Below are 26,948 nucleotides of genomic sequence, written 5' to 3'. Positions count from 1 at the left end.
TTATAGACTGATTGGTCTATAATATAACTAAAGGAGCCTAAAGCCGTGAAGAAGGCGGAAAAAACGGAGTTGACCCGGGAAAAGATCATCGCTGCGGCGCTGGAAGAGTTTGGCGAGCGGGGATACGAGGGCGCCACGTTGAACACCATTTGCCAAAATCATGATATCTCCAAGGGTCTTATTTACCATAACTTTAAAAATAAGGATGATATTTACCTGCATTGCGTCAGCGCCGTGCTTAAAACTTTTATGGCGTATGTCAAACAGCATAGCACGGGCGGTGCGCTGGCGGAGTACATGGGCTTGCGCTATCGCTTTTTTTCGGAGAATCCCGGCCTTTCTCAAGTGTTTTTTGAGGCGGTGCTGCAGCCGCCCAAGCACCTTGCCCAGGCGATCCGCGAACGAAAGGCGGAATTTGACGCCTTTAACCAGGAGATCTACTGCCGTGCGCTGGAGAAGTTGACGCTGCGCCAGGGCGTGACGCAGCAGGAAGCGCTGGAGTACTACACCATCGTACAGGAGATGTTCAACGGCTATTTTGCCAGCCCCGCCTATGAGGGGGCCAGCCTCTCGGATAAGGTGCAGGATCATGAGGCGAAGCTGGCCCGTATTCTGGATTTCATGCTCTACGGCATTGCAAGGGGTGAATCGTGATGTTTTTAATGCTTTTACGTTTGGCGCTAACGATCTTTGCGGCTTTTATCCTGGGTAAGTTGGTCTCTAAACTCCGTCTGCCCGCTATCCTGGGCTGGCTGCTGGCCGGCATGCTGCTGGGGCCCCACGCTTTTGCGCTGCTGGACGAGGCTATGATGCAAGAGAACTGGTACACTGTAGCGGTACATTGCCTGGAGTGCGCCGTAGGGCTTCTGATCGGTACAGAACTGGTGTGGAGCAAGATCAAAAAGACGGGGCGGCAGATTCTGATCACCACCCTGACCCAATCCATGGGCGCTTTTTTGGTCGTTACCCTGGTGTTTGGCGCGGTATTTTACTTCGCCGGCGTTCCTCTCTATCTGGCGGTGATCTTCGGCGGCATCGCGCTGGCTACGGCGCCGGCGCCGGCGCTTTCCATCGTGCGGGAATACCATACGGACGGGCCGGTGACCCGCACCCTGATCCCCATGGCGGCGCTGGACGATATGGTGGCGGTGGTGGTATTTTTTTCCACCATCTCCATCGTTTCCGCCGGCCTTTCGGAGCAGCAGATGCCGGCCTATATCATCGTGCTCACGGTACTGCTACCGTTGGTGATCGGCGTTTTAACCGGTCTTTTGGCCGGCTGGGTGCTGAAGAAAGAGCGGGGGCGGGCGGCCACGCTGGCGCTGCTCATCGCTATGCTGCTGCTCTCCTGTGCCATCGGGCTTATGGTCAATACCTATTGGCTGGGGGATGCCGGGCTCAATTTTATGCTGATCGGCATGGCTTTTTCGGCTACTTTTGCCAATATCGTTCCCCAGAAGAGATTGGAGCAGATCATGCACGCCTTCAATCCAATTTTGGGGTTTGCCATGATCGTGGTCATTTTAAACCTGGGCGCGCCGCTGGATTATCATCTGATTTTGGGCGCGGGGCTGTATACGGCGGTTTACATTCTGGCTAGGGCCTGTGGCAAATACTTTGGCGCCTATTTTGGGGCGCATATCACCCGGGCGCCCTTGACGGTCAAACGGTATTTGGGGCTAACGCTCCTGCCGCATTCGGGCGTATCGCTGGTGTTTACCGGCATTGCGGTTTCCACGCTCAGCGGCCCCGCGCCGGCATGCGCCAAGATCATTCAGGGGACGATCGCCGCGGCGGCGGTGATAAACGAGGTGATCGCGGTCATTATCGCCAAAAAGGGCTTTGAATGGGCGGGCGAGCTGAACAAAAGCAAAGATGATGCAGATGGAGAAGCTCAACTACAGCCGAAAGCAGAATGAGGCTGCGACATGCGTGCATCGTATAAAGAGAAAACGCTACACACTGGAAAGCTGGGCTGATCCAGATGAGGATTCCGGCAGCGGTACTTTGCATCCAATAGAGAAGGCAAAGCACCGCTGCTTTGTTATTATGAACAAACTGTAAATTCAACGAATAATGAACACTTGTTTGATTTATCGGTTGAATCGTACTTTTTCTCCATGATAAAATATCTAAAAATAAACAGGAGTTTACTAGTGCAATATTTAAAAGAGGAAACGCGCCATAAGATCTTGTCCGTGGCCCTGCGGGAATTTGCCGCCAGGGGTTATAAGGACGCGTCGATGCGGCAGATCGCTGCCAAGGCCGAGATGACGGTGGGAAATATCTACCGCTATTACGATAATAAGGCGGCCCTGTTCGATGCGCTGGTACGCCCTGCGTGGGAGCAGCTTAAATCGGTCATCGTCATCGATAAGCGCATCGGCAGCGCTGGGGGGATGACGCCGCACAACCTGCCGGTGGCCCAGATCGCCCAGGAGATCATCCGGCTGGCGCGGGATTATGGACAAAAGTTTTATATCCTGCTTTTTAAAAGCGAGGGCTCGCCCTATCAAAGCGCGTACGACCGGCTGATCCAGCGCATTGTCGAACGCTTTGAGCAGGAGCTTTTTCCCCTTGTACCGGTTGAGGCGCGGGACCGGTTTTTGCCCGAGCTGTTGGCCAAGACCATCGTGGATGGATTTTTTACGATTATGGATACCTGTGGGGATGATCCCACGCGCATGGAAAAGCTGTTTGGGCAGCTGCTGGCCATTATGCTAAAAGATGTTGACCAGAGAATGAAAGGATAGGGGACAAGAGGATGGAGGAACGATGAAGCACCAGTATTTTAAAAGGCGGTGGAGCGTCCTGATCGGGTTTGGGACGCTGTGCCTGATCTGCCTGATGCTCTGGCCGCTGGTCAGCGTAAACTATAACCTGAGCGCTTATCTGCCTGAAAGCAGCCAAACGCGCCAGGCGATGGCGGTCATTGACGAAGAATTCGGCCTTAGCGGCGCGGCCCAGGTTATGGTGGAGGATGTATCATTTCAGGAGGCAGTGGCGTTAAAGGAGCAGATCGCCAAGGTCAAAGGGGTAAAAAGCGTGATCTTTGCCGACGATATGATTGACGCCTATCAGCCCCTGGAGCAGGCCGATCCGGCGCTGCTGGAGCAATACTATAAAGAGGGCGCGGCCCTTTTTCAGGTGGAATTTCTGCAAGACGACTATTCGCTGGAAACAGAGGCGGCGCTGGACGGCATACGCGCGATCGTTGGGGAAGGGGCCAGCTTTTCGGGGTCATCGGTCAACGCCGTAGCCATGCGGGATGCTACCGTCAATGAGCTGGCCACCATCTCGCTGTTTTTGATGCCGATTTTTATCGGCATCCTGATCCTGTCCTCGTCGTCCTGGCTGGAGCCGCTGCTCTACCTGGCGGTGATCGGCGTATCGGTGCTGATCAACATGGGCACCAATCTGGCGCTTGGGGACATCTCCTTTATCACTCAAATGACGGCGGCGCTGCTGCAGCTGGCCATTTCCATGGACTATTCGCTGTTCCTGCTGCACCGCTTCCGGGAGTGCCGCGGGCAGGGGCTGGAACCGGCAAAGGCGATGCACATAGCCCTGCGGGAATCGCGCTCTTCGCTGTTTGCCAGCTGTTTGACGACGGTGGCCGGCTTTGTAGCGCTGATGTTCATGCAATATGGCATTGGCGCAGATATGGGCCTGGTGCTGGGCAAGGGGATCGTCATCAGCCTGCTTTGCGTCCTGTTTTTGTTACCACCCCTGGCGCTGGTCTGCGTCAAAGGGTTGGATCGGACGGCGCACCGGCCTTTCCTGCCGCGGTTTGAGAAACTGGGGCGCGGGATCCTTAAGGCGCGCTGGCCTATTTTAGCATTGGCGTTGCTGGTTGCCATCCCTGCATTTTTAGGGCAGGGCGCTAACCGCTTTGTTTATGGGGAAACTTCGCTGCTGGTTAGCGAGGGTACGCAGATCGCGCAGGAGCAGGAAAAGATCGCGGAGCGTTTCGGCACCTATAATCCGCTGGTGGTACTGGTGGAAAAGGGCGACCGGGGGAAGGAAAACCAGCTGGCACAGGCGCTTACAGCCCGTGAGGATGTGCGCCAGGTGCAGTCCCTTGCCACCTCTGTGGGGGTCGGGATCCCCGATGAGATGCTGCCCGCCGGCGTACTGGAGCAGTTTGAAGGGCCCCATTACGCGCGCATGGTCGTGATGCTGGATCTCCCGCAGGAGAGCGAGGAGACTTATGCGGCAGTAGAACAGATCAAGGGCACCCTGCAATCCTATTATCCCGATGGCTATGTGGTGCTGGGGCAGCCCACCAGCATAACGGAGATCAAGGCGCTGGTGGAGAGCGATTACACCATCGTCAACGCGGTGGCCATCGGCATCGTAGCGCTGATTATCCTGTTTACCTTCCGCTCACTGCTGCTGCCGGTGCTGTTGGTGTTCGTCATTCAGCTTTCGATTTGGATCAATATGTGTATCCCCTACTTCCAGGGCGCGGCGATCTCCTTTATCGGCTATATGATCGTATCGGCCATCCAACTGGGCGCGACCATTGATTATGCGATACTGCTGACCAACCGCTACCTGGACTTCCGCAGGATACAGGATAAACGGGCCGCTGCGGTCAGCGCGGTGGCGGCATCGGCAGGCACGATTTTAACTTCCGCGGGTATCTTATGCGCTGTTGGGCTTACGGAGGGCTTTGTCTCCTCCATCCCCGGCGTCAGCGATTTGGGGATGCTGATCGGCCGCGGCGCGGCGCTCAGCGGGATACTGGTGGTGGCGCTGCTGCCCCAGCTGCTGGTACTGTTTGATAAAGCGATCGGCAAGACGACCTGGCATTGGCGTAGAAAAAAGCAACAATCCCTGGAGAAAGGAAAGGCATGATGAAGAAAAATACATTTAAGCGCGCTACACAGCTGACGCTGGCGGGCATCCTGTGCGCCGCCTGTGCCTGGAATAGCAATTTACAGGCGGCCGCACAGATGGAAAAAGCCCAAAACGCCCAACCGGTTGTAAAGGATGAAACGGTTTACGTGACGCTGGACAGCCAGGGGAACCAGCAGGGCATCCAGGTAGTCAATCATCTTTTGGTGCCCGAGGAAGGAAGCTATACGGATTACGGGCGCTATACGGCAATTAAAAATATGACCGATGATACCCTCCCCGCCCAGAGCGGCGAGCAGATCGTCTGGAACCTGCCGGCCATGCCTGAGGGCTTTTACTATCAGGGCACGCTGGAAAGCGGCGAGATCCCCTGGAATTTCCAGATCAACTACTGGCTGGATGGCAAAAAAGTAGAGCCGCAGCAGCTGGCGGGCGCCACCGGCAAGGTGGAGATCGAGATCGCCGCCCAGGCGAATGAACGCGCTGATGCGATCTATCAAGAGCGATACATGCTGCAGGTCACCGTACCGGTGGATATGGGCAAGGCCGAGGTGGTGGCGGCCCAGGGGGCTACGCAGGTAGTCACCGGTCAGAGCAAACAATTGGCTTTTACGCTGCTGCCGGGGCGCTCGGGCACCTTCCGCATCGAGCTTTCAGCGCGGGATTTTGCGTTTGACGGGATCAGCGCGGCGATGATGCCGGCGGACCTGTCCGGCTATTTTGATACGGATGAGGTGAAAGAGGGCTTCTCGCAGCTGGAGGATGGCGCCAAGGAGCTGGCGGACGGCACGCAGGCTTTTGCCCAGGGCATGGACCAGCTGGCTGAAGGGACGAGTGGGCTGGCCAGCGGTACTGGGGAGCTGGATGCCGGCGCAAAAGCCCTGCAAAGCGGGATGAAAGATTATGCCGATGGCCTTTCTACCTATATTGAGGAGCTGGAAAAGCTGGCCCAGGGCGCACAGCAGCTAAAAGATGGCATGGCCCAGGCGGGCGACTTCTCCCAATTGACCGAGGGGTTTGAAGGGGCCGTACAGGCGATGGGGCAACTGGCCCTGACCCATGAAGAAAAAGCGCAGTTCCAGCAGTTGATCATGGCCGCGCAGCAGCCCGGGGCTAGCCAGGAAACGCTGCAGGCCGCCCAGGCCGCTATGGCAGCGTTGAAGCTGGATGGCGCCATCACGCAGATTTCCGGCCAGCTGGGCGGTGCGGCCCAGGGCGTCGGCGAGGCGCAAGCGGGCCTGCAGACGCTGATCGAAAAGTACGGCGAATTAAGCGACGGCCTCGCCGCGCTTCCGGACGGCGCGAGGGAGTTGCTGGGCGGATTTAATGAACTTAAAGGCGGGCAGGCGCAGATCACCTCGGGCGTGAGCGAACTCAAAGATGGTGCAAAAACGCTAAACGAGGCGGTCTCTCAGTTGCCTGATCAGGCGGAAACGCTCAGCGACGGGCAGGGGCAGCTGTATGAGGGCATCAAGGAGGCTGGGGAGCAGATTGAGGAGATGCTGCCCCAGAGCGATGGAGAGATCGCTTATACCAGCTTTGCCTCTGCGCAGGGCGTCGCGCCGCAGTCGGTTCAGTTTGTGGTGCAGAGCGCGGCCATCCGCGTCGAGGCACAGTCCGCACAGGAAACGGATGAACCGGAAGCGGAAGAGAATTGGTTCGACCGGTTACTGGGCCTGTTCCGCTGGAATTAGCAAACCGTAGTTTGGTAACTTACCCTCCGGGCAATCATTTGCCTGGAGGGTTTTGCTATAGATAGCCTTAAAAAGCCCGCGCTGTTTGGTAGAGCCGGGTCGCATTTCTTTTAAATGTTTGAATGAAGTTACTCTTCGCCGTTATAAGAGAGTGCAACAAGAAGATATTCGAAGAGACGTACGATAAAGAGCCGTTTGCTGACGGGGATTTTTAAAAAGTGGTTGATCTCGCTGGTCAAAAAGCAGATCAGCGCCTGCTTGTCCTCCGGCATCTCGCCCAACCCGGAAAACAGCAGCGCTTCCGGCGTTACTTCCAATCCCTTGGCGATTCTGTCCAGCGTGTCTAACGTCGGGTTGCCGCGCGCATGTTCGATCTCGCGCAGATGGGAGGGACTCAGGCCAATCGTATTGGCAAATTCCTCTTGGGACAGATCGCAACGCTGCCGGTATTTTTTGACGTTAGCGGCCAGGGTTTCGTTCGTTTCCATAATAATCCGCCTTTCGTTTTAAACTAGTAAGATCATACGAAATTCGACAGATTTTGACAAGATGAGAACACGTCTGCCACCCGCCAACGTATAGTTGGTTGTAAATATAAGATAAATGGCGTTTAGCACTGGTTTTCGGGCAATAACGCCTGGAATAACGCCTGTAGATCGTCGGTTCAAGTCGCAAAAAAATATTTTAAATTGCATAATTTAGTTTTTTTGAATAATATTTATACGCTTATTCGTAGTACGAAAAAATGACTATACGCATGTAAAAAACAACTGTACGTATGATCGGCGCGATCCGGAAGGGCTTTTTTAATTTGCCTGTTGGGCTGTATATTGTGCATGAGTCGTTTTGCAGAAATTTATAGTTTAACAGAAAATAATAAATGAAATTTAATAATAATTTATTGACAAACAATAAATCGCGTGCTATTTTAAAACTGCCGGTCACAAAAGGGCGGCAGTAAGGAGATGATGCGCGGTGGATAACCAGCAAACCTTAAAGATAGAAGACGGAATGACGGCGCCTGGTATGGAGGGAAAATGGGCCAAACGGGATGGCGCGTTCGTGATAGCTTTTCTGGCTTGCGCCTATCTAATCGTGGACTTTTTTCTCTGGAGCGGTTTTGCCCTGGGGGCGACGGTAGCATATGGCGTGCTGTTTCTGGTGACGTCCGCTTACCTAGCAGATAGGAAGATAAGGCCCCAGCCCTTTCCGGCATTTTGCGGGGCGGCTTCGTTGGCTGCGGCGGCGGTATTTACCGTCAACCACGATGTTGGGATGAATGTTCTGCTGCTTTTGATGATTGACCTGCTTTACGCTATTTTTATCTGCGGCGCCGCCGGCCGCCTGAGCTATTGGACGGGGAGCTATTTTTTAGGCGTTGACCTGTGCAAGAACTTGATTGCAGCGCCGCTGGCGCATCTGTCGGAACCCTTTAAGGCGGTGCTAGGACTTTGGCGCAGAGATGGCGGCAAGGGGCGTGAGGTTAAGGTTTTGCTGGGACTGGTGTTGGCCCTGCCGGTGGTTGCGATTACCGTGCCGCTATTAATCCAGTCGGACGCGGCATTTCAGGGATTGATGGAGGGACTGGCCGAAAACTTGGGGGAGCTGATGGTCAAGGTCGTTTTAGCCGTTTTGCTGGGCGTCTATATCGCCGCTGTGCTTTGCATGCTGCACCGGCGCGCAGGGGAGCGCAGCCAGCCTGGGGTTACCGTGCGGGAGGGACGCTTCCGCGTAATGGATGGGACGGTGGCCTCGGTATTCCTGGGGGCGATCTCGGTATTCTACCTGGTCTACCTGCTTTCGCAGCTGGCCTATTTTTTCAGTGCCTTTGCCGGCATCCTGCCCGAAGGGTACGCGTTTACGCCTTCGGAATATGCGCGCCGCGGTTTTTTTGAGATGGTGATGATCGCGCTGATCAACGGCGGCGTGCTCTCGCTCAGCTGCATTCTGGTCAAGCGCAACGCAAAAGATGAGATTCCCGCGCCGGTCAAGGGGTTAAGCCTTTTTATCGCGCTATTTACCTTGCTGCTGACAGCAACGGCATTTTCCAAGATGGTGCTGTACATCCAGCTGATGGGGATGACGCGGCTGCGCGTATTGACCTCCATTTTTATGGTCATGCTGGCCATCGCTATCTTGGCGCTGATCGTGCGGCTGTTTTTCCGCCGCTTTCCTTACATGCGGGTGATCATAGCGGGCTGCAGCTTGGCGCTGCTGTGCTGCGCCTATGCGGATGTGGATACCGTAATCGCCAAAAACAATATCGCGGCCTACCGCGCCGGTACGCTTGAGCAGCTGGATGTGCTCTATCTGGGGCGATTGTCGGCCGCGACCGTACCCCAGCTGGAAGCGCTGCTGGAGGACGAGAATGCCACCGTGCGCGACGATACGGCGCGGGTCATGGATGTTTGGGCCAGCCAGCGCATCGTAAAGGACGAGGCTGGTAACCTCGTCCCGGCGCCCTACTACCTTGAGTTTAAGAATTATACCCTGATGGATCAAAAGATCAACCAAGTGCTGATTAGCCGCTATGCCGACTATGCAGGCGCCAGCCGCAGCCAGCACTATCTGGATTCACTGTATGGCGAGGAAGGTTATGCGTTTGATTAACGCGATTCGCCCGCTTGGGGCAGGGTGGCCTCGCCAGCAAAATTTGTGGCAAAGATCTTGCGCACCGCCTCCAGATCGGCTTCTTGGCCCAAAGCCCACATCAGCTTGGTTACCGCGGCCTCGGTGGTCATATCATAACCGGGGATCGCGCCCTTTTCCAATGCCAGTTGGCCGGGCTTGTAAAGGTTCAGGTCGCTATGCTCGTAAAGGCACTGGCTGCATACCACTGCGGGGATGCCTTGGCGCGTCAACCGCTCCAGGCTGTCGGTCAAATCCCGGCGGATCACATGCATGCCGCCGGCGCCAAAGGCTTCAATGACCACGCCCTTGTATCCCAAACTGGCCAACAGGTCCACCACATCCGGGTTGAAGCCGGGGATCAGTTTGATCAAAAATACCCGCTTGCATAGCCTAAGCTCCGGTGAAAACAGCTGAGAGGGGCGTTTGGGCAAGTGCGCGTTTAATACAAGCCCGCGGGCGTTCACTTCGCCAACGTAGGGGTAATTCACGCTTTTAAAGGCGTCAAATCCCGTGGTGCGCACTTTAACCGCGCGGGTACCCAGGATCACCTTTCGGTCAAAGGCCACAAACACCCCGGGCTTCTGGCTCTGCGCCATGGCAAGGGCACAGCGCAGGTTTTCGCTTCCATCGCTTAAAGGGCGGCTAAGCGGTGCCTGCGCCCCGGTGAAAACCACGGGGATCGGGCAGGCGCGCAGCATGTAGGAGAGCATGGCCGCCGTATAGGCCAGGGTATCCGTGCCGTGGGTGATGACGATACCGTCATAATCCGGGCAGGCCTCGATCACGGCCCTGGCAAATGCCTGCCATTCTTCAGGCTGCACATCAGAGCCATCCAGCTGAGCAATGGGCTGGATATCAACCTCACAGGCAGGCTTTAGGGCGTCTACCGCGGCGCGGACCATCGTAGCCCCGGCTTCAGGCTCCAGACCTTTGCCCGCAGGGCGGGATGCGATGGTGCCGCCGGTAGTTAAAATTAAGATCTTACGCATAATTTACCTCACAAATATTGGCGCTTCGGCAACTTGCCCTGGGCAGCTGCATAGATTTTAGCTAAGAGGGGAGGACAAGATATGGCCAGAAGCAAAAATGATCTTCAGCAGGTGGCGGTACTGAACCTGACGGGACGGGAGGCCCGGTACGCCTTGATCGGGCTGGCATTCGCCGGCGGAATGCTGGCCGCGGCCTACAGCCTTTATCCCCGGCACTTTGCCCTCCCGGGTGCACTTTTGCTGCGGGAGGCGCTGGTGCTGGCGGCGTTAGCCGGTGGAATGGGGCTCATCAAACACCTGCTGGCAAAGCTGACCGGTGCAAAGCATAAGGGCGGCAACCCGCCCCTGTATACCCGGGGCGGCCTTGCCGCCGCTGAACTCATCCCCACATTGGGTACGGGGCTGGCCGTACTGCTTGCCAACCTCCTGGCGCCGCCCACGCTTTTCTGGACGTTTTATATGCTCCAGGTGGCCAATCTGTCCAGCGCGGTGGGCAACATCCATACCGCGTACCGGGTGATGCGCCTGCCCGGACAGGTGCGCATAGGCCGCACTCGACAGGGGCTTGTCTTGTACCAGCCCGCATCCGAAGTAAACTTACAGGAACTTTAGCATCTCGTTAAAATTTGCCTTTTCAGTCTCCAGCAGTTTGTTAGCAATATCGCGCACGCGCTCGTCCTGTCCGTCGTAGGCTTTTAGGTGCTGCGTGGCCTTGATGATGCCCATGGCGTTGCCCTGCGCCATCATTTCGGCCATTTTTTCCGGGGAGCGGTCCACCATCGTCTTGGCGGAGGCCATCACGTGGGAGGAGGCCTTGGCCATGGCGCTGACGGGCTGGATCTGCACGTTGCGTTCATCCAGCATATCCTCGCAGGCGTGCAACAGGCTATGGTATTCTTTTTGCTGCGCGTGCAGCGCGCCGTTAAAGCCATGCGCTTCCGGCTCCAGCCGCTCGACCAGGTGGGAGATGCCTTCCAGGCCCATTTCAGTGTTTTGGTAGACGAAATTTAGCATTTCTTCATCGTTATACATCATGTTCACCTCGCCATTAGGATGCCGCAGCGCGCCAGGATTATGCTATCGCTACCCGTTAAGTTGGTATTTGTAAATTATGGATGAACTTTTACGTAAAAGGGCATGATAGCATTGCAATTGTGCAGCAGGGCGCGGTACAATAAAGCTAAAGATTGTTAATTTTTAAACAAATGGAGGGATGTACATATGGCTAAGATCATTGCCAGCCCCAGCCGCTATATTCAGGGTAAGGGCGAACTGAAAAATATCCGTACGCATGTAGAAAAACTGGGGACCAAATGGTTTATCCTGACCAGCCCGTCTGGCAAAAAACGGGTGGAGCCGGCCATTGGCCAGAGCCTGTCCGGCTCTGAATGTACGGCGGTCTATGAGGATTTTAACGGCGAGTGCTGCGACAGCGAGATCGGCCGGATCACCGAGGTCTACCAGCGTTCCGGATGTGACGTGGTGATCGGCATCGGCGGGGGAAAGATCCACGATACTGCAAAGGCGGTAGCCCACGGCGTAGGCGCGCCGGTGGTGATCGTGCCCACCATCGCCTCCACAGATGCGCCTTGCAGCGCGCTTTCCGTGATCTATACGGACGATGGCGTCTTTGACCGGTATTTGTTCCTGCCGGCCAGCCCGAATATCGTGCTGGTGGATACCGATATTGTGGCGGCCGCGCCGGCCAGGCTGCTGATCTCCGGCATGGGAGATGCGTTGGCCACCTATTTTGAGGCGCGCGCCTGCCGGGATTCGGATGCGGGCAACTGCGTGGGCGGCAAAACGACTTTGGCCGCGATGCAGCTGGCGCGCCTTTGCTATGATACGCTGCTGGCCGATGGGTTCCAGGCCGCGCTGGCGGTGGAGAACCACGTGTGCACCAAGGCGGTCGAAAAGGTGATCGAGGCCAATACCTACCTGAGCGGCATCGGCTTTGAGAGCGGCGGCCTGGCCGGCGCCCATGCCATCCACAATGGATTGACGGCTATCGAGCAGACGCATAAGCTCTACCACGGTGAGAAAGTGGCCTTCGGCACGCTGGTGCAGCTGGTGCTGGAGGATGCCGCCATCGAGGAACTGGAAGAGGTGCTGGACTTCTGCATGTCCGTGGGGCTGCCCACCACGCTGGCGGATCTGGGCATCGAGCAGGTGGAGCCCGAAAAGATCATGGAGGTGGCCCGCCTGGCCTGTGCGGATACCGATACCCTGCACAACATGCCCTTTGAAGTCAACGCCGATATGGTGTACGCTGCCATTATGGGCGCGGACGCGCTGGGCAAGGCCTATAAGGATGAATAATAGATAATGCTATAGAGATAATGTTATAGGGCAGTTTTGAACTGCCCTTTTCTTTTTTAAAAAATTCCCAATAGTATTGATTCTTTTTGCGGATGTGGTATATTTCAATTAATTAAAAGTATTAAAATACAAAATATATTCACATTTCTGAGCGCGTATATTTGTAATTGTCGCACAATAAAAACGTTTAAACTTAAAAGAGAATAAATAAGTGGAAGAAGGTGAAAATGTTCTAATTTCTGTTTAATAGCAGTTTTTTAAAGAAAGGAGGAGTTTGAAATACATAAACCTAATAAAATCGGAGGTCGGTAGGATGCGACATTATATCAATTCATTGCTAGTTGCGGTTTATTTTATTGCCATCAATTTCTTTTATGCAGATGCTTTCAGAGACTATTCCTCCAAAAGTTTTATGATATCGGGTATTAATATGATGCTAACAGCCATAGTGGTTTCGTTTATTGGATCATTGCTTTTTAATTTTACGGAATGGCTCACAGTTTTCAAATCTAAACCTGTTAGGATTAGGTTCCCGTACCTGATCACCAGCTCCTTGTTTTTTATTCTCGCGTTTCTACGATTCTGGAATCAAACTTTTTTAGCAGCAATTCAAACACCACTAGCATTTGCGCTTCCTGTAATATTGGAAATATTTTTCCCATTTATATCAGGCTGCCTTTTGATCAAGGCGTTCCAGAAAGGGTAGGTTTATGAAATAACTGAAGACTTAGCCAGGAGCGAGCAAAATCGGGATAACATGGGTACATGCACGGCATCGCTTAAAGTTACTTATTCTAAACCTTCAGGGCGCTTACATTTGTGCAAGGCTACAGGGAGCGCCACTAAGTCTACTTCTGAAGGCGTTAGAGCGCAATCATCAAACTTGAGCGATAATGCGGCAGGAGACCGGTACATTAATGGCGTTTGGTCTGATAAGCAAGATTCAGGATTCTCCAGGAATTATAGTACGCCTGGATTTAGCAATGTACAGTTGATGGCTGAGAGTGTATCGTATGATGTTCATACTGCAGGTGTAAGCTATACTGTTTATTGTACAAGGGGTGTTACGGTAACGGTATACATGCCATTTTACTGAGAGCTGAACTCATGATATACGAAAGCGCGGCCCGACAGGGCCGCGCTTTTTGCGCATAAATGACTATCAATACTTTATTTTTCGCCGTATATCTAGTAAAATAAAGAAAAATGCGCTGGATTTGCACAAGATGAGGGAGAGGATCACCATGCGTAAACTGGGACGGGAATTTAAGGAGTTTATCTCGCGGGGCAATGTAATGGACCTAGCCATCGGCGTTATCATGGGCAGTGCGTTTACGGCGATCGTTAACTCGCTGGTAAAGGATATTTTTACGCCGCTGCTCGGTTTGCTCACGGGCGGGTTCGATTTTGAAGCCTTAGCCATCACCCTTGGTGAGGGAGAGAACGCGGCGCAGATCGCCTACGGCGCCTTTATCTCGGCGGTGATCAACTTTTTGCTGATCTCTATCGTGGTCTTTATGCTGATTAAAACCATCAACCGCTTCCGCCGCAAAAAGGAGGAAGAGGCCCCCGCGCCGGAGCGGCTGTGCCCTTACTGCTGCCAGCCCATTGCACAGCAGGCCACCCGCTGCCCGCACTGCACCTCGGTTTTGGAGGGGGAAAGCGTTGTGGCGCAGGACAACTAGTGCTTTAAATACAAAATAAATTCGGGCCGCGTTTCATCGGGGAGATGCGGCTCGTTTGTTTCTCGATAGATAGATTATAATCCTTTGGCGCCGCAACCAATTCCCCATTACAAAAAGGATTGTGGCAGTGTAACGCGAATTTATATTTCTATAGGTTACGGATGGAGGCAGAAAGATGGATGCTGCGAGGCTTGCGCTGGCGCGGGAGAACGCCGCGGACATGGCCAGGCTTTTGACAAAAGAGGATATTGCGTTTCTCATCCAGTGCCTTTACGAGCGGGCGGATGCGGTGCGCTATCCGGCGTTTTTGCTGCTTAAAGCGCGCAGCGTCATCGCTGAGGACGTATGCCCTTACTGGGAAGAGGTGGCGGCGCTTCTGGAGGACAAGAACAGCTACAGGAGAAACATCGCCCTTTGGCTGATTGCGGAAAACGTGCGCTGGGCTGGAACGACGGCATTTAAGGCAGTTTATCCAACCTATATGGCCCGATTTCAGGATGAAAAGTTTATTACCGTGCGCCAGGCGATCCAGGCCATCCCGGCATGGGTTCCCTATGCGCCCGCGCTGGCGGAACAGACCGCGCAGCAGCTTTTGGATATGCCGCTTACGCCCTATAGGGACAGTCAGCGCCCGCTCATTTTAGCAGACAGGGTGGCGGCGCTGATGGCTATCGATAGGTTGGCGCCTTCTGAGCGGATCCGGACCTTTATACTTGACGCGATAACGGGCGGGATGCTGACGCTCTAAAAGAGCGCGTGCGTTTAAGGCGGAATTGGATGGGGAGCTGGGGCGCAAGCCTTAAGCAATAGATCGATAGAATGAAGGGGGATTGACAGATGGCACTTTGGCATTGGCGCAATACGGGCAGGCTAGCGGATACGGACGGAAAGTTTTTACACTCCCATGGCGGGCATATCCTGCTGGCGGAGGACGGCTATTACTATCTGTATGGTGAATATGGCGAGTTTTCCATGACGCGGCAGGTGGGGCGCAAAGTATCGTGTTACCGTTCCAGAAACCTGATGCATTGGGAAAACTGCGGCGTGGTGCTCTCGGTGGATACGCCGCGGGCCGCGTATCATTTGACCAAGCACACCAATCCTACCCTGCAGCGCAACCCCGGCCCTGCGCAGGAGGCGCGTTGGGCGGGCTGGAACGACCGGGTGCAGGTGGGCGCGACCATCCAGCGGCCCAAGGTGCTGTACAACCCCAAGACCAAGCGGTATGTGATGTGGATGCACTGGGAGGATGGAAAGGGGTTTTATTATGCCCACGCCGCCGTGGCCTCGGCCAAAAGGCCGGAGGGGCCCTTTACCTATCACGGCAGCTTTCGCCCGGCGGGGGAGATGGCGCGGGATTGCACCCTGTTTCAGGACGATGACGGTACGGCCTACTTTATTGCGGCGGGCCGGGACAATGCGGATCTGTATATCCACCGGCTGACCGAGGATTATATGGCGGTGGATGAGTGCGTCAAATGCCTGTTTCCCGATCAGTTCCGGGAGGCGCCCACGCTGTTTAAACGCAATGGGGTGTACTTCATGCTCTCCAGCGAGTGCATGGGCGCCGAGCCCAACCAGGGCATGTACAGCTTCAGCCGGGAGCTGACGGGCCGGTGGTCTGCACAGCGGCCGTTGGGCAGCCCCACCACCTATGATACGCAACCGGCGTTTGTGTTCTCCATTGATACGCCCCAGGGCGCGCAGTACTTTTACGTGGGAGACCGGTGGAATCCCTCGGAATTCTACAGGGATGCGCGCTATATGGTGCTGCCGCTTTATTTTCCGGATGATACCAGCATTGATATGCGCTGGTGCGATGGCTTTACCTTTGACCCGGCCAACGGCACGCTGCAAGAGGAGGTGCGGGAGACTGGATTATCCCGCATCAAAAGCCGGGTGGTCGAAAGCAAGGGCGGTTATCTCTATCCTGCGGGGGACAAGGTGGGCTGCCGCAAGCTGGACTATCGGGAGGAAGCGCTGCTCTGGCGGCTGGAACCTGCAAATGAGGGACGATACTATATCCGCCACGAGAAAAGCGGCCTGCGCCTGACCTATGGGCTGGATGGGAAGAGCTGTTTTTTGGCCGCGGCAGATACGGGCTATAACCAGCAATTCAATATTGAGGCGCTATTTGACGGCGCCTGCCGCATCTTGACGCAGGATGGCCTGGCGTTGACGGTGGACCAGGAGCTGCCGCAGGCGGAGATGGCCCTGGGGCTTGCCCCGCGCCGGGAGATCTACGACCCCGCCTGGGGTTGTGACCCGCAGGCGTTTAACATCACCACAGTCTATCCCAACGATTAGAGAGATAGCGATCAAAAAGACGATGGCTTGCCATCGTCTTTTTTTATGTAAAAATTGGGCCGGTTTTGGCGGCTATATGCGGCATAGCCGCATGGCAAGGGTCATAGGAATAAAGAGGAGAGGGGGGATGCTTATGCCGTTGTCGGATCGGGAACTGTTGGCACGGCTGATTCGGTGCGAGGCCGGCGGCGAAGGCGAAAACGGCATGAAGGCCGTAGCCAGTGTGGTCATGAACCGGGTCAACACCCCGTATGGCGAATATGCGCGCATCGGGCAGGGATCGATACGCAACATCATCTTTCAGGAGCGGCAGTTCGTCTGCGCATCCGAGGTGGAAAACGGGCAGTATAACCCGCAGAATATCTTCAATATCCCGGCCGAGCAGATTCATTACGATATTGCGGACTGGGCTATCGCGGGCAACCGGCTGCTGAACCTGGGGTCGGCCCTATGGTTTTACAATCCCTATTCGCCCAATTGCAGGCCCAATTTTCCTAGCGAGGTCGGCTACTTTGTGGTGCGGATAGGAGACCATTGCTTTTATAACCCTACCAGCGCGTATTTTGACACATAAAACAGTTGAAAGGATGGGATCATATGGCTTTACAACCAAACCAAAACATTGGGGGCAATCAGGCCGGGGCGCCGGGCAACCTGGGCGATATCATGCAAAACCAGACGGGCAATACGGATTTCCCCGAGAATGCGAATCAGTTCTTCTACGAGTCCTTCTCCGAGGTGCTATCAAAAGCGATCGGTTATTTCGTCGTGTGTGAGTTTTTGATCGGCAATGCCATTGTAGAGAAATCGGGCATCCTGTACGCGGCGGGCGTAAACTTTGTTACGCTGGAAAATCCCGCCAACGGCAGCTTTACGGTTTGCGATATTTACTCGCTCAAGTTTGCCACTTTTTTTGATACCACCGAGGTACCCGAAGAGTTTGCCAGTACCACGGGCGCCGTTACCGTAGCCAATACCAACACAGCGCCCGCCAACAACGGCTTCCCACAGCGCAACAGCTATCAAAACCCCTATTTGCCGCGCCGGGGAAATAACGGCTACCGCTGAGCTTTTAAACAAACAAATGCCCGCAGAATGATCTGCGGGCATTTGTTATACCTCTTATCGGCTGATCCGCCTTTGGCGACTGAGCAGTAAACCGATAGAGAAGATGGCGGCGGCAAATGCCAGCTGGATACCCAGTGCCTGGAAGATCAGCTGCAACGAGGCGAAGTCGATCCGAGTCAGTCCGGCGATGTTTTCCAACGCGTCTACATACCAGTAGGCCGGAAGAAATTTTGATACCGCCAGCACGGAGCTGCTCATCACGCTGCGGGGGACGAAAACGCCGCACAGAAAGCTCATGCCCAGGGTCAGTACGTTGGAGATAGCGGACTGAACGGTGGCGTTGCGCACAAAAATCCCTATCAGGAAGCCGATGGCTGCGCAGACTACGGAAAACACCAGCGCGTTGAGGCTGAGCAGCCCCAAAAGCCCCGATTGGAGCAAGGCGCCTTTATACAAGATAAGGCCGGTCAGGGTCAAGAGCAGCCAGCAGGCCAGGGTAAAGATGCCGTTGCCCATAGCCAGTTGCAGGTTGATGCTGCGCAGGGTCAGGGGGGAGCATAGGTTGCGCCGCCGCAGGTTGGGTTCATTAAAGTGCATCATAATGGTGCCCAACCCCAGGATCACCATGCCCAAAAGCACATAAGCCAGAAACTTAAAATAGAAGATGTAGCCGGCTGTTTCCTCACCGGCCAGGCTGGTGTTTTGCAGGCTGACCGGGGTTTGCGCCTGTAAGTCCTCTAACGTAGCCTGCACGGCCCGGCCGGGGTCATGAAGCGCCTTTTGATAGAGCTGCGCCGTGGCGAGGTACTGGTTGATCAGGGTATCGGCATACATGCCCTCGGTGGTATCGGGTATGGAGATCTTATCCAGCGTCACGTTTTCGCCCTGGGCAAAACCTTGGCTGAACCCATCGGGCACGATCAGGATATAGGAAACGTTGCGGTAATAAATTGCGTCCTGCAGGGTCTCGGTATCGTCCGGCAGCTCGACCAGCGTATTGCTCCTTCCCAAATGCTCGGCCAGCCCGTCGGCAACGGTGGAGGGGCCGTCACGATTGATGATGGTCAGCTTGATCCCCTCCTGCGAAAAGGCGGCTTGTTCGCTGTCGCTACCCAGGAAGGTAAAGCCGATGGCTAACACCAGGAATACGCCCAGATAGATCGCCAGGGAAGGAAATACCTTGCGGATGAGCTTAAAGTACAGCCTAAATACTTGCATAGCGATTCCTCCTTACGGCCAGATAACTGCCGATGCCGAAAAGTACGCCATAGCCCAGCAGCAAAGCGATATTGACGATAAACCGGGGACCGGCGCCGAACATATACAGGCTGTAGAACCCGTCTGAAAGCAGTGCCGCAGGGTTGATATATTGGAGCGCAGGCGCATATTGGGCCACGATATTTTTCATATCCGCAAACATCAGCCCGGCTAAAAAGCACAGGAACAGCGTGATAGCGATCAACAGCCCTGTTTTTATACTTTCCCTTATTTTCAATACGGAGCCGACAAAGGTGCCAAAGGCCACCCCCATAAAGCAACCCACCAGGCAAAGGGAGAGCAGGGGCCAAAGGTGCGTGCCCAGGGATATTTTTAAGACGAAGGCCAGGTAGGCCAGGGTGATCAGGATGATCGTATAATGGATGAGCAGCGCCGCCGCCTCGTCGGTCAGCATCCCTTTGAGCTTATGGGTGGGGGCCAGATTGCGCCGCGCGCCGATGGGCGATAAGTCCGCCTGAATATCGGTGGCGTTGCGCAGCCCCCAAAAGCTGCCGTTGAGGCAGACCATGGCAAGCAGCGCGTAAAAATAGTTGAGAATGGTATCCGGCGAAGCATCGCTAAAGGAGGTCTCGCGCAGATGATTGCGGCCAAAGTCCGCATCGGCCAGCGCATGCTGGGCCGCGGCGGGGTCCAGCGTCGCCAGGTGTGTAACGGTGGCCTTGATCCCCACATACTGGTCGAGAAAAGCTTTGAGCACGCTTTGCGTAAGGCCGGATTGACGCACGGCCAAAGTAGGCGTATCCCCTGGGGTGATCACCCCGGAAACAGTCCCCTCCTCCAACAGGGTATGGGCCTGCTGGGCGCTGGCTAGGCGCATTTCCAGCAAAGCGTTATCCTGGGGCAAAGATACGGCGGACAGCGTTTCCTGGAGCAGCGTATCCCCGGCATAGGCCTCGTTGTCGACCACGGCAACGGGTATGGGGTCAAAAACAATGTCCTGGTCGCTATGCAGATGGCCAAAGGCCACGAAGAACAGCGTGGATAACAGCAGCGGGAACAGCAGAGTCCAAAACAGTGTGGACCTGTCCCGCAGCAGGCACTTCATGCGTGCGATAAATAAGTTTTTCATGATAAGCGCGCCCCCTTAATCCCGCAGTTCCTTGCCGGTGATCTCCAGAAACACATCGTTAAGGGTGGGCAGCTCGGAAAAGACCCGCCCAAAGGCCACGTCCCACTGGCGCAGCGCATCCAGTATCGCTACCAGATTGTGCTGGCCGCCGGCCTTGCAGCGCACCACCAGCCGGTGATCCTCAAGCTTTGCGGAGGCGACGGCAGGCAGCTCGCGCAGTTTGGCGACGATCTCTCCGGGCTGCCCCTCCAGGTCGATGCGCACGGTCTCGCCCCGGTTGATCATGGCTTTGAGTTCCTCTTTGGTGCCGGTAGCCAGCGTGCGGCCCTTATCCATGATGGCGATACGGGTACAGAGCTGCTCCACCTCCTCCATATAGTGGGAGGTGTAAACGATAGTGGCCCCCTCGCGGTTCAGCTGGGCGATGCCCTCCAGAATGTTGTTGCGGCTTTGGGGGTCCACCGCCACAGTGGGCTCATCCAAAAAGATCAGCCGCGGCTTGTGGGCGATGCCGCAGGCGATATTTAACCGCCGCAGCAACCCGCCGGAGAGCTTGCGGGGGTAGAATTTGCAAAAATCCTGCAGACCTACAAAATCGATGGCCTCCTGTACCAGCTGGCGGCGCTTGTCGCGCTCGGGCACATACAGGGCGCAAAAATAGTCCACGTTTTCGTAAACGGTCAGCTCCTCAAATACCGCTACATTCTGCATGACCACGCCGATATTCCGCTTGATGTCGTACGCATTAGGGGCCATGGGCTTGCCGAACAGGCGGATATCCCCCTTATCAAATTTGAGCAGAGCCAGGATGCAGTTGATAGCGGTGGTCTTGCCCGAACCGTTGGGCCCCAGCAGCCCGAATATCTCGCCCTCCTGAATGTTAAGATTGAAGTGATCCAGCGCCAGCAGTTCTCCATAGCGCTTGACCAGGTTTTGAACTTCTACCAAAGCCATGGCGTGTGCCTCCTTTATTGCCTTTATGCCCTTATTATAGCCTGCGCGCCGGCGGGGCAGGTAGTGCCGGCGGTCAATTCCACGGGGTGATGAATGTCACATTTTCCGCCGGGGCGATTGTGCGCGCGGCCCGAAGGGGATACAATAAAGAAAGCGGATAAAAGGGAAGGGGGAGCGTGCGTGCTGATCGATAAGGCGATGCTGTTGGTCTGCTGTATGACGGTGATGGCGCAGCGGCCGGGCGCGCTGGCCCCGCTGCCCCTGCTCGTGGGCATATGCGTCAGCGCCTTGGCGGGATATTTTGACGACCGGCGCTTTACCGGCGCCGTAGCGCTGGGCTATGGGATGATCTGTATTTTCGCGCCGGAGTTCTGCGTTTTTTTGCCGCTGGTGTTTTACGATGTGGCGATTGTATGCCCCTGGCCGGTGGGGGTGGCCCTGGGGATACTATCGCTTGCCGGGCCGCTGTTTTCGGCCGACCTTTTGGGGATCATGACGGTGCTGTTCATGGGCCTTGGGTGGGTGCTGCGCCAGCGCACACTGGCCTTAGAGCGCGCAGGGGCAAAATTTAACCGCATGCGGGACGACAGCCGCGAATTGGCGCTGCTGCTGGAGCAGCGCAATAAGGAGCTGCTGGAAAAGCAGGATTATGAGATACGCCTGGCGACGCTGAACGAGCGCAACCGCATCGCCAGGGAAATACACGATCACGTAGGGCATATGCTCTCCCGCTCGATATTGCAGGTGGGGGCGCTGATGGCCCTGCACCGGGAGCAGCCGCTCAACGGGGAGCTTAACGGCGTGCGAGATACCCTCTCGCAGGCCATGGATAATATCCGCGCCAGCGTGCACGACCTTCACGATGAATCCATCGATCTGCAGATCCAGCTGGGACAGCTGCTGCGGGATTTCAGCTTTTGCCCGGTCAGCTTTGTGTGCGATGTGCAGGGGCGCATGGCCAAGGAGGTACAGTATTGTTTTATCATGATCGTAAAAGAAGCGCTGAGCAATGTGATGCGTCACTCGGACGCCACGCAGGTGCGCATCGAGGTGATCGAGCATCCCGCGCTGTATCAGCTCATCGTACAGGATAACGGCAGCCCGCAGGTGCGCCCATCAAAGGATGGGCTAGGGCTTAAAAATATGGCCGAGCGGGTGGCCGCGCTGGAGGGCAACCTGCTGATCAGCCGGGAGAATGGATATAGAATCTTCGTATCCGTACCCAGGCAAAGGGTTGAGGAGGGATAGGCATGCGCGTTTTAGTGGTGGATGACGACCGGCTGGTCTGCGCCTCGTTAAAGACCATATTGGAGGCGGAAGGGGATATTGAGGTCGTGGCCATGGGGTATGACGGCAGCGAGGCCGTGGCGCTTTACAGCCAGAAGCAACCGGATATTTTGCTGATGGATATCCGGATGGAGAAGATGACCGGCCTGCAGGCGGGCGAGCAGATCTTGCAGGCGGAACCCCAGGCCAAGATCCTTTACCTGACCACATTTTTAGATGACGAGTACATCGTGCGCGCCATCGGCCTGGGGGCTAAGGGATATATTCTCAAGCAGAAATTTGAGAGCATCGTACCTGCGCTGCGCGCCGTGCAGATGGGGCAGAATGTGTTCGGCGATGAGATTGTGACCAAATTGCCCGAGCTGATGGCCCAGGGCGGGCAAAAAGAGTTTAGCCAATATGGGCTTAGCGCCCGGGAAGAAGAGCTGATGGCGCTGGTGGCCAAGGGACTGAGCAACCGGGAGATCGCCGCCCGGCTGTATTTGAGCGAGGGCACGGTGCGCAATTACCTCAGCGCGATACTGGATAAGCTGCAACTGCGGGATCGGACGCAACTGGCCATCTTTTACTACGAATCGGGCCGGGTTTTGCGGCGGTGAATTGTAAATGGGATCATTTAGAGGCATCCTCTCCAGTTTTGGAGAGGATGCCTTTATTGCGTATAAAGATAAAGGGCTGCTTCTCTTTGGCGATGAAAAATGAACGTCAGATCCAGCCGAACCGTTTGCAGGCGTTCCAAATCCCATCCCGGTCGCAGCGGTCGGTCACATAGTCGGCCAGGGCCTTAAGCTCCGGGCAGGCATTGCCCATGGCGATGGAAAACCACTGGTCGCCAAACATCTGGATATCGTTCATGCCATCTCCAAAGACCACCACGTCGCTGTAGGGAGCATCCAGTGCATCCATCATCTTTTTGATGCCATCGGCCTTGCTGGTGGGCTCGATCATCAGCCGGTCCGGCGTATAACGTACGTGGGGAAGGGTACCAAAATCGATGCTGCTCTCCCACTCGGGGCTGCAGGCCACCATCAGCTTATAAAATGCCGGCTGGGCCGTATAGTCAAAGGCCGGATCCTCAACGATGCCGAAATAATCCCTGGCGATAGCCCGGCGGTAGCGGCCATCCGGCGTGACCTGCTCCAGCTCGTTATGGATCACCGCAGCCCAGGGGATGCCCTTTTGTTCCAGTTGGCGGATAAAGCGCACGCAGGCCGGTACAGGCAGGCTCTCCATGGAGAGCAGGCGCCCGTTTAGGGTGACGCTGTTGCCCCCATCGGCCACCAGGGTGGAAATGCCGATGCGCTGGGCGATGGCCAGGGCGTCTTTTTGCAGACGGCCCGTAGCGATGGATACAAAGTGCCCGGCGGCGCGCAGCTGTGCAAGGCAGGCCTGTGTGCTGGCAGGCACCGTGCGGCTTAGGCCATAGCACAGGGTACCGTCGATATCAAAAAAGAAGTATTTCTTATCCATATATTCCTCCTGCCCAATTTAAGGCCTACGCTTGCCAGTTTAGAACCTGCGCGGCGGCCTGTCAATGTTCTTAAGTCATTTTGCCGCAACGGCAGCTGTAATGTGGGGAGATTTGGGTTATAATAAAAATGTAAAACGGCTTCAATAAAGGAGCATCCTAAAAAAGGGGGAGTTGGGCCGATGAAGACGGTGCTGATCGTGGTGGATTACCAAAACGATTTTGTGGATGGCGCTTTGGGTTTCCCAGGCGCGGAAAAGCTGGAGGGAGCGATCTGCCAGAAAATCGAGGCGGCCGCACAGGCGGGGGGAGATGTGATCTTCACCTTTGATACCCACCGGGACGATTACCTGGAAACCAAGGAGGGGCGCGACCTGCCGATACCCCATTGCCTGGAAGGGACCCCGGGCTGGGAACTGTATGGACGAGTGAAGGACTGCCATACGCCGCAAACCAAGGCTTTTTACAAAGAGACCTTTGGTTCTCTGGCGCTGGCGGAGTATTTAAGCGGCATGCCCTATGAACAGGTGGAGCTGGTGGGGCTGGTCAGCAACATCTGCGTGCTCTCCAACGCCGTACTGGCGCGGGCCGCCCTGCCGCAGGCGCGCATCCGTATCGACGCGGCCTGTACCCTGGGGCCGGACCCGGCGCTGCACCAAAAGGCGCTGGATGTGATGCAGGGGTTGGGGATCGAAGTTTACAACCGGTAAATTTGTGTGGCGTGTTGCGGCAAAAATGTATAAGTTGAATAATTAATCAAAATGGGCGGATAATCGGTTGAATTATCCGCCCTTGAATGTTAAACTTATTTTTGCGTAGCCCGTTTTAACGTGGCAGATGAACGACGGGGAAGGGATCAGCATATGACCGAGCGGCTGGGGGAAGAGTTGACGCTGGCAAAGGGCGTAAAAGATGGTTTGCCCATCGCATTTGGTTATGTTTCAGTAGCCTTTGCCTTTGGGATGCTGGCCATCGAAAAAGGGCTGCCGCTATGGGCGCCCATCGTGATTTCGTTGACCAATTTTACCGGCACGGGCCAGTTTGTGGGCATGGGTATGATCTTTACCACTGCTACGCTGCTGGAAGTTGCCTTTACCATGCTGATCGTCAATCTGCGGTACCTACTCATGTCGCTTTCGCTGTCGCAGCGCATTGAACCAGGGATGCCGCTTTGGAAACGGGTCATCATCGCCTTTGGCAATACGGATGAGATTTTTGCGGTATCGATGCAGCAAAACCGGGCGCTCAACTTCCGGTACATGCTGGGGTTGATCTTATGCGCTTACTCCGGCTGGATATTGGGCACCTGCATTGGCGCTATGGCCAGCTCGCTTTTGCCGTTTGCGATACGCAGCGCGCTGGGTATTGCGATCTACGCCATGTTTATCGCTATCATCATCCCGCCGGCGCGGGAGATGCGGCCGGTAGCTATCGTGGTAGCGCTGGCGGTGGGCTTAAGCTGTCTGTTCAAATGGGTACCGTTTTTAAATGCCATGGGCAGTGGTTGGGCTATTATCATCTGTGGCGTGGCGGCATCGGCCGCGGGCGCGCTGCTGTTCCCCATCAAAGTCAAAAAAGAGGGGGACAAGCATGGACTATAATCGCATTTTATGGGTGATCGCCGTAATGGCGGTAGTGACCTATATCCCCCGCGTTATTCCGCTGGCGGTTTTTAAAAGAAGGATCGAAAACGTCTACGTCCAGTCGTTTTTGACATATATGCCCTATGGCGTACTGGCCGCCATGGTATTCCCCGAGGTGCTTTATTCGACGGCGAACCTGACTTCTGCGCTTTGCGGAGTGGCCGCGGCGCTGGTGTTGGCCTACCGCAAGCTGGGGCTGCTGCCCGTTGCGCTGGGGGCCACAGCGGTGGTCTTTGTCGTAGAGCAGGTGATGGCGCTTTTAGCTTGATACGTACGGGATAAACGGAGTTAAAATGGACCAGACTAAATATAAAAGAGAGGGAGACAAAATGGAGAAACGAAGTAAGTTTTCCGGTAAGCTGGGCTTTGTGCTGGCGGCGGCTGGCTCGGCCGTTGGGTTAGGGAATATCTGGCGCTTTCCCTATCTGGCGGCAAAATACGGCGGGGGCGTCTTTTTGCTGATCTACATCATCCTGGTGGTGACCTTCGGCTTTGCCATCATGGTGGCCGAAGTGGGCATCGGCCGCAAAACGGGGCTAAGCCCCATCGGCGCGTTTAGCAAGCTGAATAAAAAGTACACCTTTATCGGCGTACTGGCCTCTTGTGTGGCGGCCATCATCCTGCCGTATTACAGCGTGATCGGCGGCTGGGTCATGAAGTACTTTACCCTGTATGCCACCGGTAATCACGCGCTTATGGCGGGGGAGAACTTTTTTAACAGCTTTATCGGTGAATCCTGGCAGCCGCTGATCTGGTTGGTTATCTTTATCGGCATCACCACGGCTGTGGTGTTGGGCGGTGTGAAAAACGGCATCGAAAAGGCCAGCAAGATTCTGATGCCTGTGCTGATCGTGCTTTCCATCGGCGTAGCGGTTTATTCGATTACCCTGCCGGGGGCGATGGAGGGCGTAAAATACTTTTTGCTGCCGGATTTCTCGCGCTTTTCCGGGCAAACCATCCTGGCGGCGATGGGGCAGATGTTCTATTCCATGTCTCTGGCCATGGGTATCATGATCACATACGGCTCATACCTGCGTAAGGAGGATGACCTGGAAAAATCTGTTTCTCACATCGAGTGGTTCGATACGGGCATCGCAATCCTGGCAGGCTTCATGGTCATCCCTGCGGTATTCGCATTCTCTGGCGGAGACCAGGCGGCCATCAACGCCGGGCCTGGATTGATGTTCGTGACCCTGCCCAAGGTCTTTGAGCAGATGGGGCTGGGAACGGTTATCGGCATGGCGTTTTTCCTGCTGGTGTTCTTCGCGGCGCTCACCTCGGCTATTTCGCTGATGGAAGCGGTGGTGGCAACCCTTCAGGATAAATTCAAATGGTCCCGTGTGCGGGCCACGCTGTCGGTGGCGGTATTCGCCATCCTGCTGGGCATCCCTTCTTCGCTGGGTAACGGGGTCTGGAGCAATTTTAAGATCTTGAATATGGATTTCCTCTCCTTCATGGATTTTATGAGCAACTCGGTCATCATGCCGATCGTGGCGCTGCTGACCTGTGTGTTCGTAGGCTGGGTCATCGGCACCAAGGTGATCAGCGACGAGGTGAAGATCTCCTCCCGCTTTGCGCGTGAAAAGGTGTTTAATGTCATCATCAAATACATCGCGCCGATCTTTATCGTGCTGATCCTCATCAGTTCAGTTCTGGACGGTCTAGGCATCTGGAAGATTTAAGGCGAAAAGCTTGA

The 26,948-nt window shown here is 55.4% G+C and carries 26 protein-coding genes; 19 read left to right on the top strand and 7 right to left on the bottom strand.

Translation table 11 applies throughout. The features are described 5' to 3' along the window. Positions 1 to 45 precede the first annotated feature (45 nt). The 5 genes from H8699_RS00620 to H8699_RS00600 all read left to right on the top strand — a co-directional run bounded on the left by H8699_RS00620 (position 46) and on the right by H8699_RS00600 (position 6,554). Positions 46 to 654, top strand: coding sequence for a TetR/AcrR family transcriptional regulator (locus H8699_RS00620; RefSeq protein WP_249284014.1), 609 nt, complete (start codon positions 46 to 48; stop codon positions 652 to 654). Continuing rightward, complete coding sequence (locus tag H8699_RS00615) at positions 654 to 1,919, top strand: cation:proton antiporter (RefSeq protein ID WP_249284013.1); 1,266 nt, start codon at positions 654 to 656, stop codon at positions 1,917 to 1,919. The genes H8699_RS00620 and H8699_RS00615 overlap by 1 nt, the downstream gene beginning before the upstream one ends. A gap of 237 nt (positions 1,920 to 2,156) precedes the next feature. Beyond that, the gene (locus H8699_RS00610) at positions 2,157 to 2,753 is read left to right on the top strand and encodes a TetR/AcrR family transcriptional regulator (RefSeq protein ID WP_249284012.1); all 597 of its coding nucleotides are present in this window, start codon (positions 2,157 to 2,159) and stop codon (positions 2,751 to 2,753) included. Positions 2,754 to 2,775: 22 nt separating this feature from the next. Beyond that, a complete protein-coding gene (locus H8699_RS00605; RefSeq protein ID WP_249284011.1) occupies positions 2,776 to 4,860 on the top strand; it encodes an efflux RND transporter permease subunit in 2,085 nt (694 codons plus the stop codon). Beyond that, positions 4,857 to 6,554, top strand: a complete 1,698-nt coding sequence (locus H8699_RS00600) for a hypothetical protein (protein ID WP_249284010.1) — start codon at positions 4,857 to 4,859, stop codon at positions 6,552 to 6,554. Before H8699_RS00605 ends, H8699_RS00600 begins: the two co-directional genes overlap by 4 nt. A gap of 128 nt (positions 6,555 to 6,682) precedes the next feature. Here the strand turns inward: H8699_RS00600 and H8699_RS00595 are convergent, their stop codons facing one another. Next, positions 6,683 to 7,042: a helix-turn-helix domain-containing protein gene (locus tag H8699_RS00595; RefSeq protein ID WP_138295519.1), complete on the bottom strand. Its 360-nt coding sequence runs from the start codon at positions 7,040 to 7,042 to the stop codon at positions 6,683 to 6,685. 487 nt (positions 7,043 to 7,529) lie between these two features. Between H8699_RS00595 and H8699_RS12500 the strand changes: the two genes are divergently transcribed. Continuing rightward, entirely contained in the window at positions 7,530 to 9,164 is a 1,635-nt protein-coding gene (locus H8699_RS12500; protein WP_249284009.1) for a DUF4153 domain-containing protein, read from the top strand. Here H8699_RS12500 and H8699_RS00585 read toward each other — a convergent pair. Next, positions 9,161 to 10,174, bottom strand: coding sequence for an asparaginase (locus H8699_RS00585; protein WP_249284008.1), 1,014 nt, complete (start codon positions 10,172 to 10,174; stop codon positions 9,161 to 9,163). The genes H8699_RS12500 and H8699_RS00585 overlap by 4 nt on opposite strands. An 81-nt stretch (positions 10,175 to 10,255) precedes the next feature. Between H8699_RS00585 and H8699_RS00580 the strand changes: the two genes are divergently transcribed. Further along, a complete protein-coding gene (locus H8699_RS00580; protein WP_249284007.1) occupies positions 10,256 to 10,786 on the top strand; it encodes a hypothetical protein in 531 nt (176 codons plus the stop codon). Here H8699_RS00580 and H8699_RS00575 read toward each other — a convergent pair. Beyond that, complete coding sequence (locus H8699_RS00575) at positions 10,772 to 11,209, bottom strand: hypothetical protein (protein WP_249284006.1); 438 nt, start codon at positions 11,207 to 11,209, stop codon at positions 10,772 to 10,774. The genes H8699_RS00580 and H8699_RS00575 overlap by 15 nt on opposite strands. Before the next feature lie 186 nt (positions 11,210 to 11,395). Here H8699_RS00575 and H8699_RS00570 point away from each other — a divergent pair, with 186 nt between their 5' ends. From H8699_RS00570 to H8699_RS00545, 6 genes are all read left to right on the top strand, one after another. Further along, positions 11,396 to 12,493 (top strand): glycerol dehydrogenase, encoded by a 1,098-nt coding sequence (locus H8699_RS00570; RefSeq protein WP_249284005.1) that lies wholly within the window; start codon positions 11,396 to 11,398, stop codon positions 12,491 to 12,493. 1,244 nt (positions 12,494 to 13,737) lie between these two features. After that, complete coding sequence (gene mscL / locus H8699_RS00565) at positions 13,738 to 14,178, top strand: large conductance mechanosensitive channel protein MscL (RefSeq protein ID WP_138295526.1); 441 nt, start codon at positions 13,738 to 13,740, stop codon at positions 14,176 to 14,178. A 175-nt stretch (positions 14,179 to 14,353) separates the two neighbouring features. Further along, complete coding sequence (locus tag H8699_RS00560) at positions 14,354 to 14,926, top strand: hypothetical protein (RefSeq protein ID WP_249284004.1); 573 nt, start codon at positions 14,354 to 14,356, stop codon at positions 14,924 to 14,926. Positions 14,927 to 15,015: 89 nt separating this feature from the next. After that, positions 15,016 to 16,485, top strand: coding sequence for a family 43 glycosylhydrolase (locus H8699_RS00555; RefSeq protein ID WP_249284003.1), 1,470 nt, complete (start codon positions 15,016 to 15,018; stop codon positions 16,483 to 16,485). Positions 16,486 to 16,618: 133 nt separating this feature from the next. Further along, positions 16,619 to 17,059: a cell wall hydrolase gene (locus H8699_RS00550; protein WP_249284002.1), complete on the top strand. Its 441-nt coding sequence runs from the start codon at positions 16,619 to 16,621 to the stop codon at positions 17,057 to 17,059. A 23-nt stretch (positions 17,060 to 17,082) separates the two neighbouring features. Further along, entirely contained in the window at positions 17,083 to 17,553 is a 471-nt protein-coding gene (locus tag H8699_RS00545) for a hypothetical protein (RefSeq protein ID WP_249284001.1), read from the top strand. 54 nt (positions 17,554 to 17,607) lie between these two features. Here H8699_RS00545 and H8699_RS00540 read toward each other — a convergent pair whose 3' ends face one another. The 3 genes from H8699_RS00540 to H8699_RS00530 are packed head-to-tail and all read right to left on the bottom strand — an operon-like array spanning position 17,608 to position 20,854. After that, positions 17,608 to 18,771, bottom strand: a complete 1,164-nt coding sequence (locus H8699_RS00540) for an ABC transporter permease (protein WP_249284000.1) — start codon at positions 18,769 to 18,771, stop codon at positions 17,608 to 17,610. Further along, on the bottom strand, positions 18,758 to 19,900 hold the full coding sequence (locus H8699_RS00535) for an ABC transporter permease (RefSeq protein ID WP_249283999.1): 1,143 nt from the start codon (positions 19,898 to 19,900) through the stop codon (positions 18,758 to 18,760). Before H8699_RS00535 ends, H8699_RS00540 begins: the two co-directional genes overlap by 14 nt. Before the next feature lie 15 nt (positions 19,901 to 19,915). Further along, positions 19,916 to 20,854, bottom strand: coding sequence for an ABC transporter ATP-binding protein (locus H8699_RS00530; RefSeq protein ID WP_147518156.1), 939 nt, complete (start codon positions 20,852 to 20,854; stop codon positions 19,916 to 19,918). A gap of 180 nt (positions 20,855 to 21,034) precedes the next feature. Here H8699_RS00530 and H8699_RS00525 point away from each other — a divergent pair, with 180 nt between their 5' ends. Both H8699_RS00525 and H8699_RS00520 read left to right on the top strand, forming a co-directional pair. After that, complete coding sequence (locus tag H8699_RS00525) at positions 21,035 to 22,102, top strand: sensor histidine kinase (RefSeq protein WP_249283998.1); 1,068 nt, start codon at positions 21,035 to 21,037, stop codon at positions 22,100 to 22,102. A gap of 2 nt (positions 22,103 to 22,104) precedes the next feature. Next, positions 22,105 to 22,740: a response regulator transcription factor gene (locus tag H8699_RS00520; protein ID WP_138295534.1), complete on the top strand. Its 636-nt coding sequence runs from the start codon at positions 22,105 to 22,107 to the stop codon at positions 22,738 to 22,740. Positions 22,741 to 22,846: 106 nt separating this feature from the next. Here the strand turns inward: H8699_RS00520 and H8699_RS00515 are convergent, their stop codons facing one another. Continuing rightward, on the bottom strand, positions 22,847 to 23,611 hold the full coding sequence (locus tag H8699_RS00515; RefSeq protein WP_249283997.1) for an HAD-IIB family hydrolase: 765 nt from the start codon (positions 23,609 to 23,611) through the stop codon (positions 22,847 to 22,849). A 180-nt stretch (positions 23,612 to 23,791) separates the two neighbouring features. Here H8699_RS00515 and H8699_RS00510 point away from each other — a divergent pair, with 180 nt between their 5' ends. The 4 genes from H8699_RS00510 to H8699_RS00495 all read left to right on the top strand — a co-directional run bounded on the left by H8699_RS00510 (position 23,792) and on the right by H8699_RS00495 (position 26,934). Continuing rightward, a complete protein-coding gene (locus H8699_RS00510; RefSeq protein ID WP_249283996.1) occupies positions 23,792 to 24,319 on the top strand; it encodes a cysteine hydrolase family protein in 528 nt (175 codons plus the stop codon). 153 nt (positions 24,320 to 24,472) lie between these two features. Then, the gene (locus H8699_RS00505; protein ID WP_138295537.1) at positions 24,473 to 25,210 is read left to right on the top strand and encodes an AzlC family ABC transporter permease; all 738 of its coding nucleotides are present in this window, start codon (positions 24,473 to 24,475) and stop codon (positions 25,208 to 25,210) included. Continuing rightward, positions 25,200 to 25,520, top strand: a complete 321-nt coding sequence (locus H8699_RS00500; RefSeq protein WP_138295538.1) for an AzlD domain-containing protein — start codon at positions 25,200 to 25,202, stop codon at positions 25,518 to 25,520. The genes H8699_RS00505 and H8699_RS00500 overlap by 11 nt, the downstream gene beginning before the upstream one ends. A 61-nt stretch (positions 25,521 to 25,581) precedes the next feature. Next, complete coding sequence (locus H8699_RS00495; RefSeq protein WP_138295539.1) at positions 25,582 to 26,934, top strand: sodium-dependent transporter; 1,353 nt, start codon at positions 25,582 to 25,584, stop codon at positions 26,932 to 26,934. Positions 26,935 to 26,948 lie beyond the last annotated feature (14 nt).

The sequence above is a fragment of the Luoshenia tenuis genome (assembly GCF_014384745.1).
Lineage (GTDB): Bacteria > Bacillota > Clostridia > Christensenellales.
This window is presented reverse-complemented; position numbering and strand designations above follow the sequence as displayed.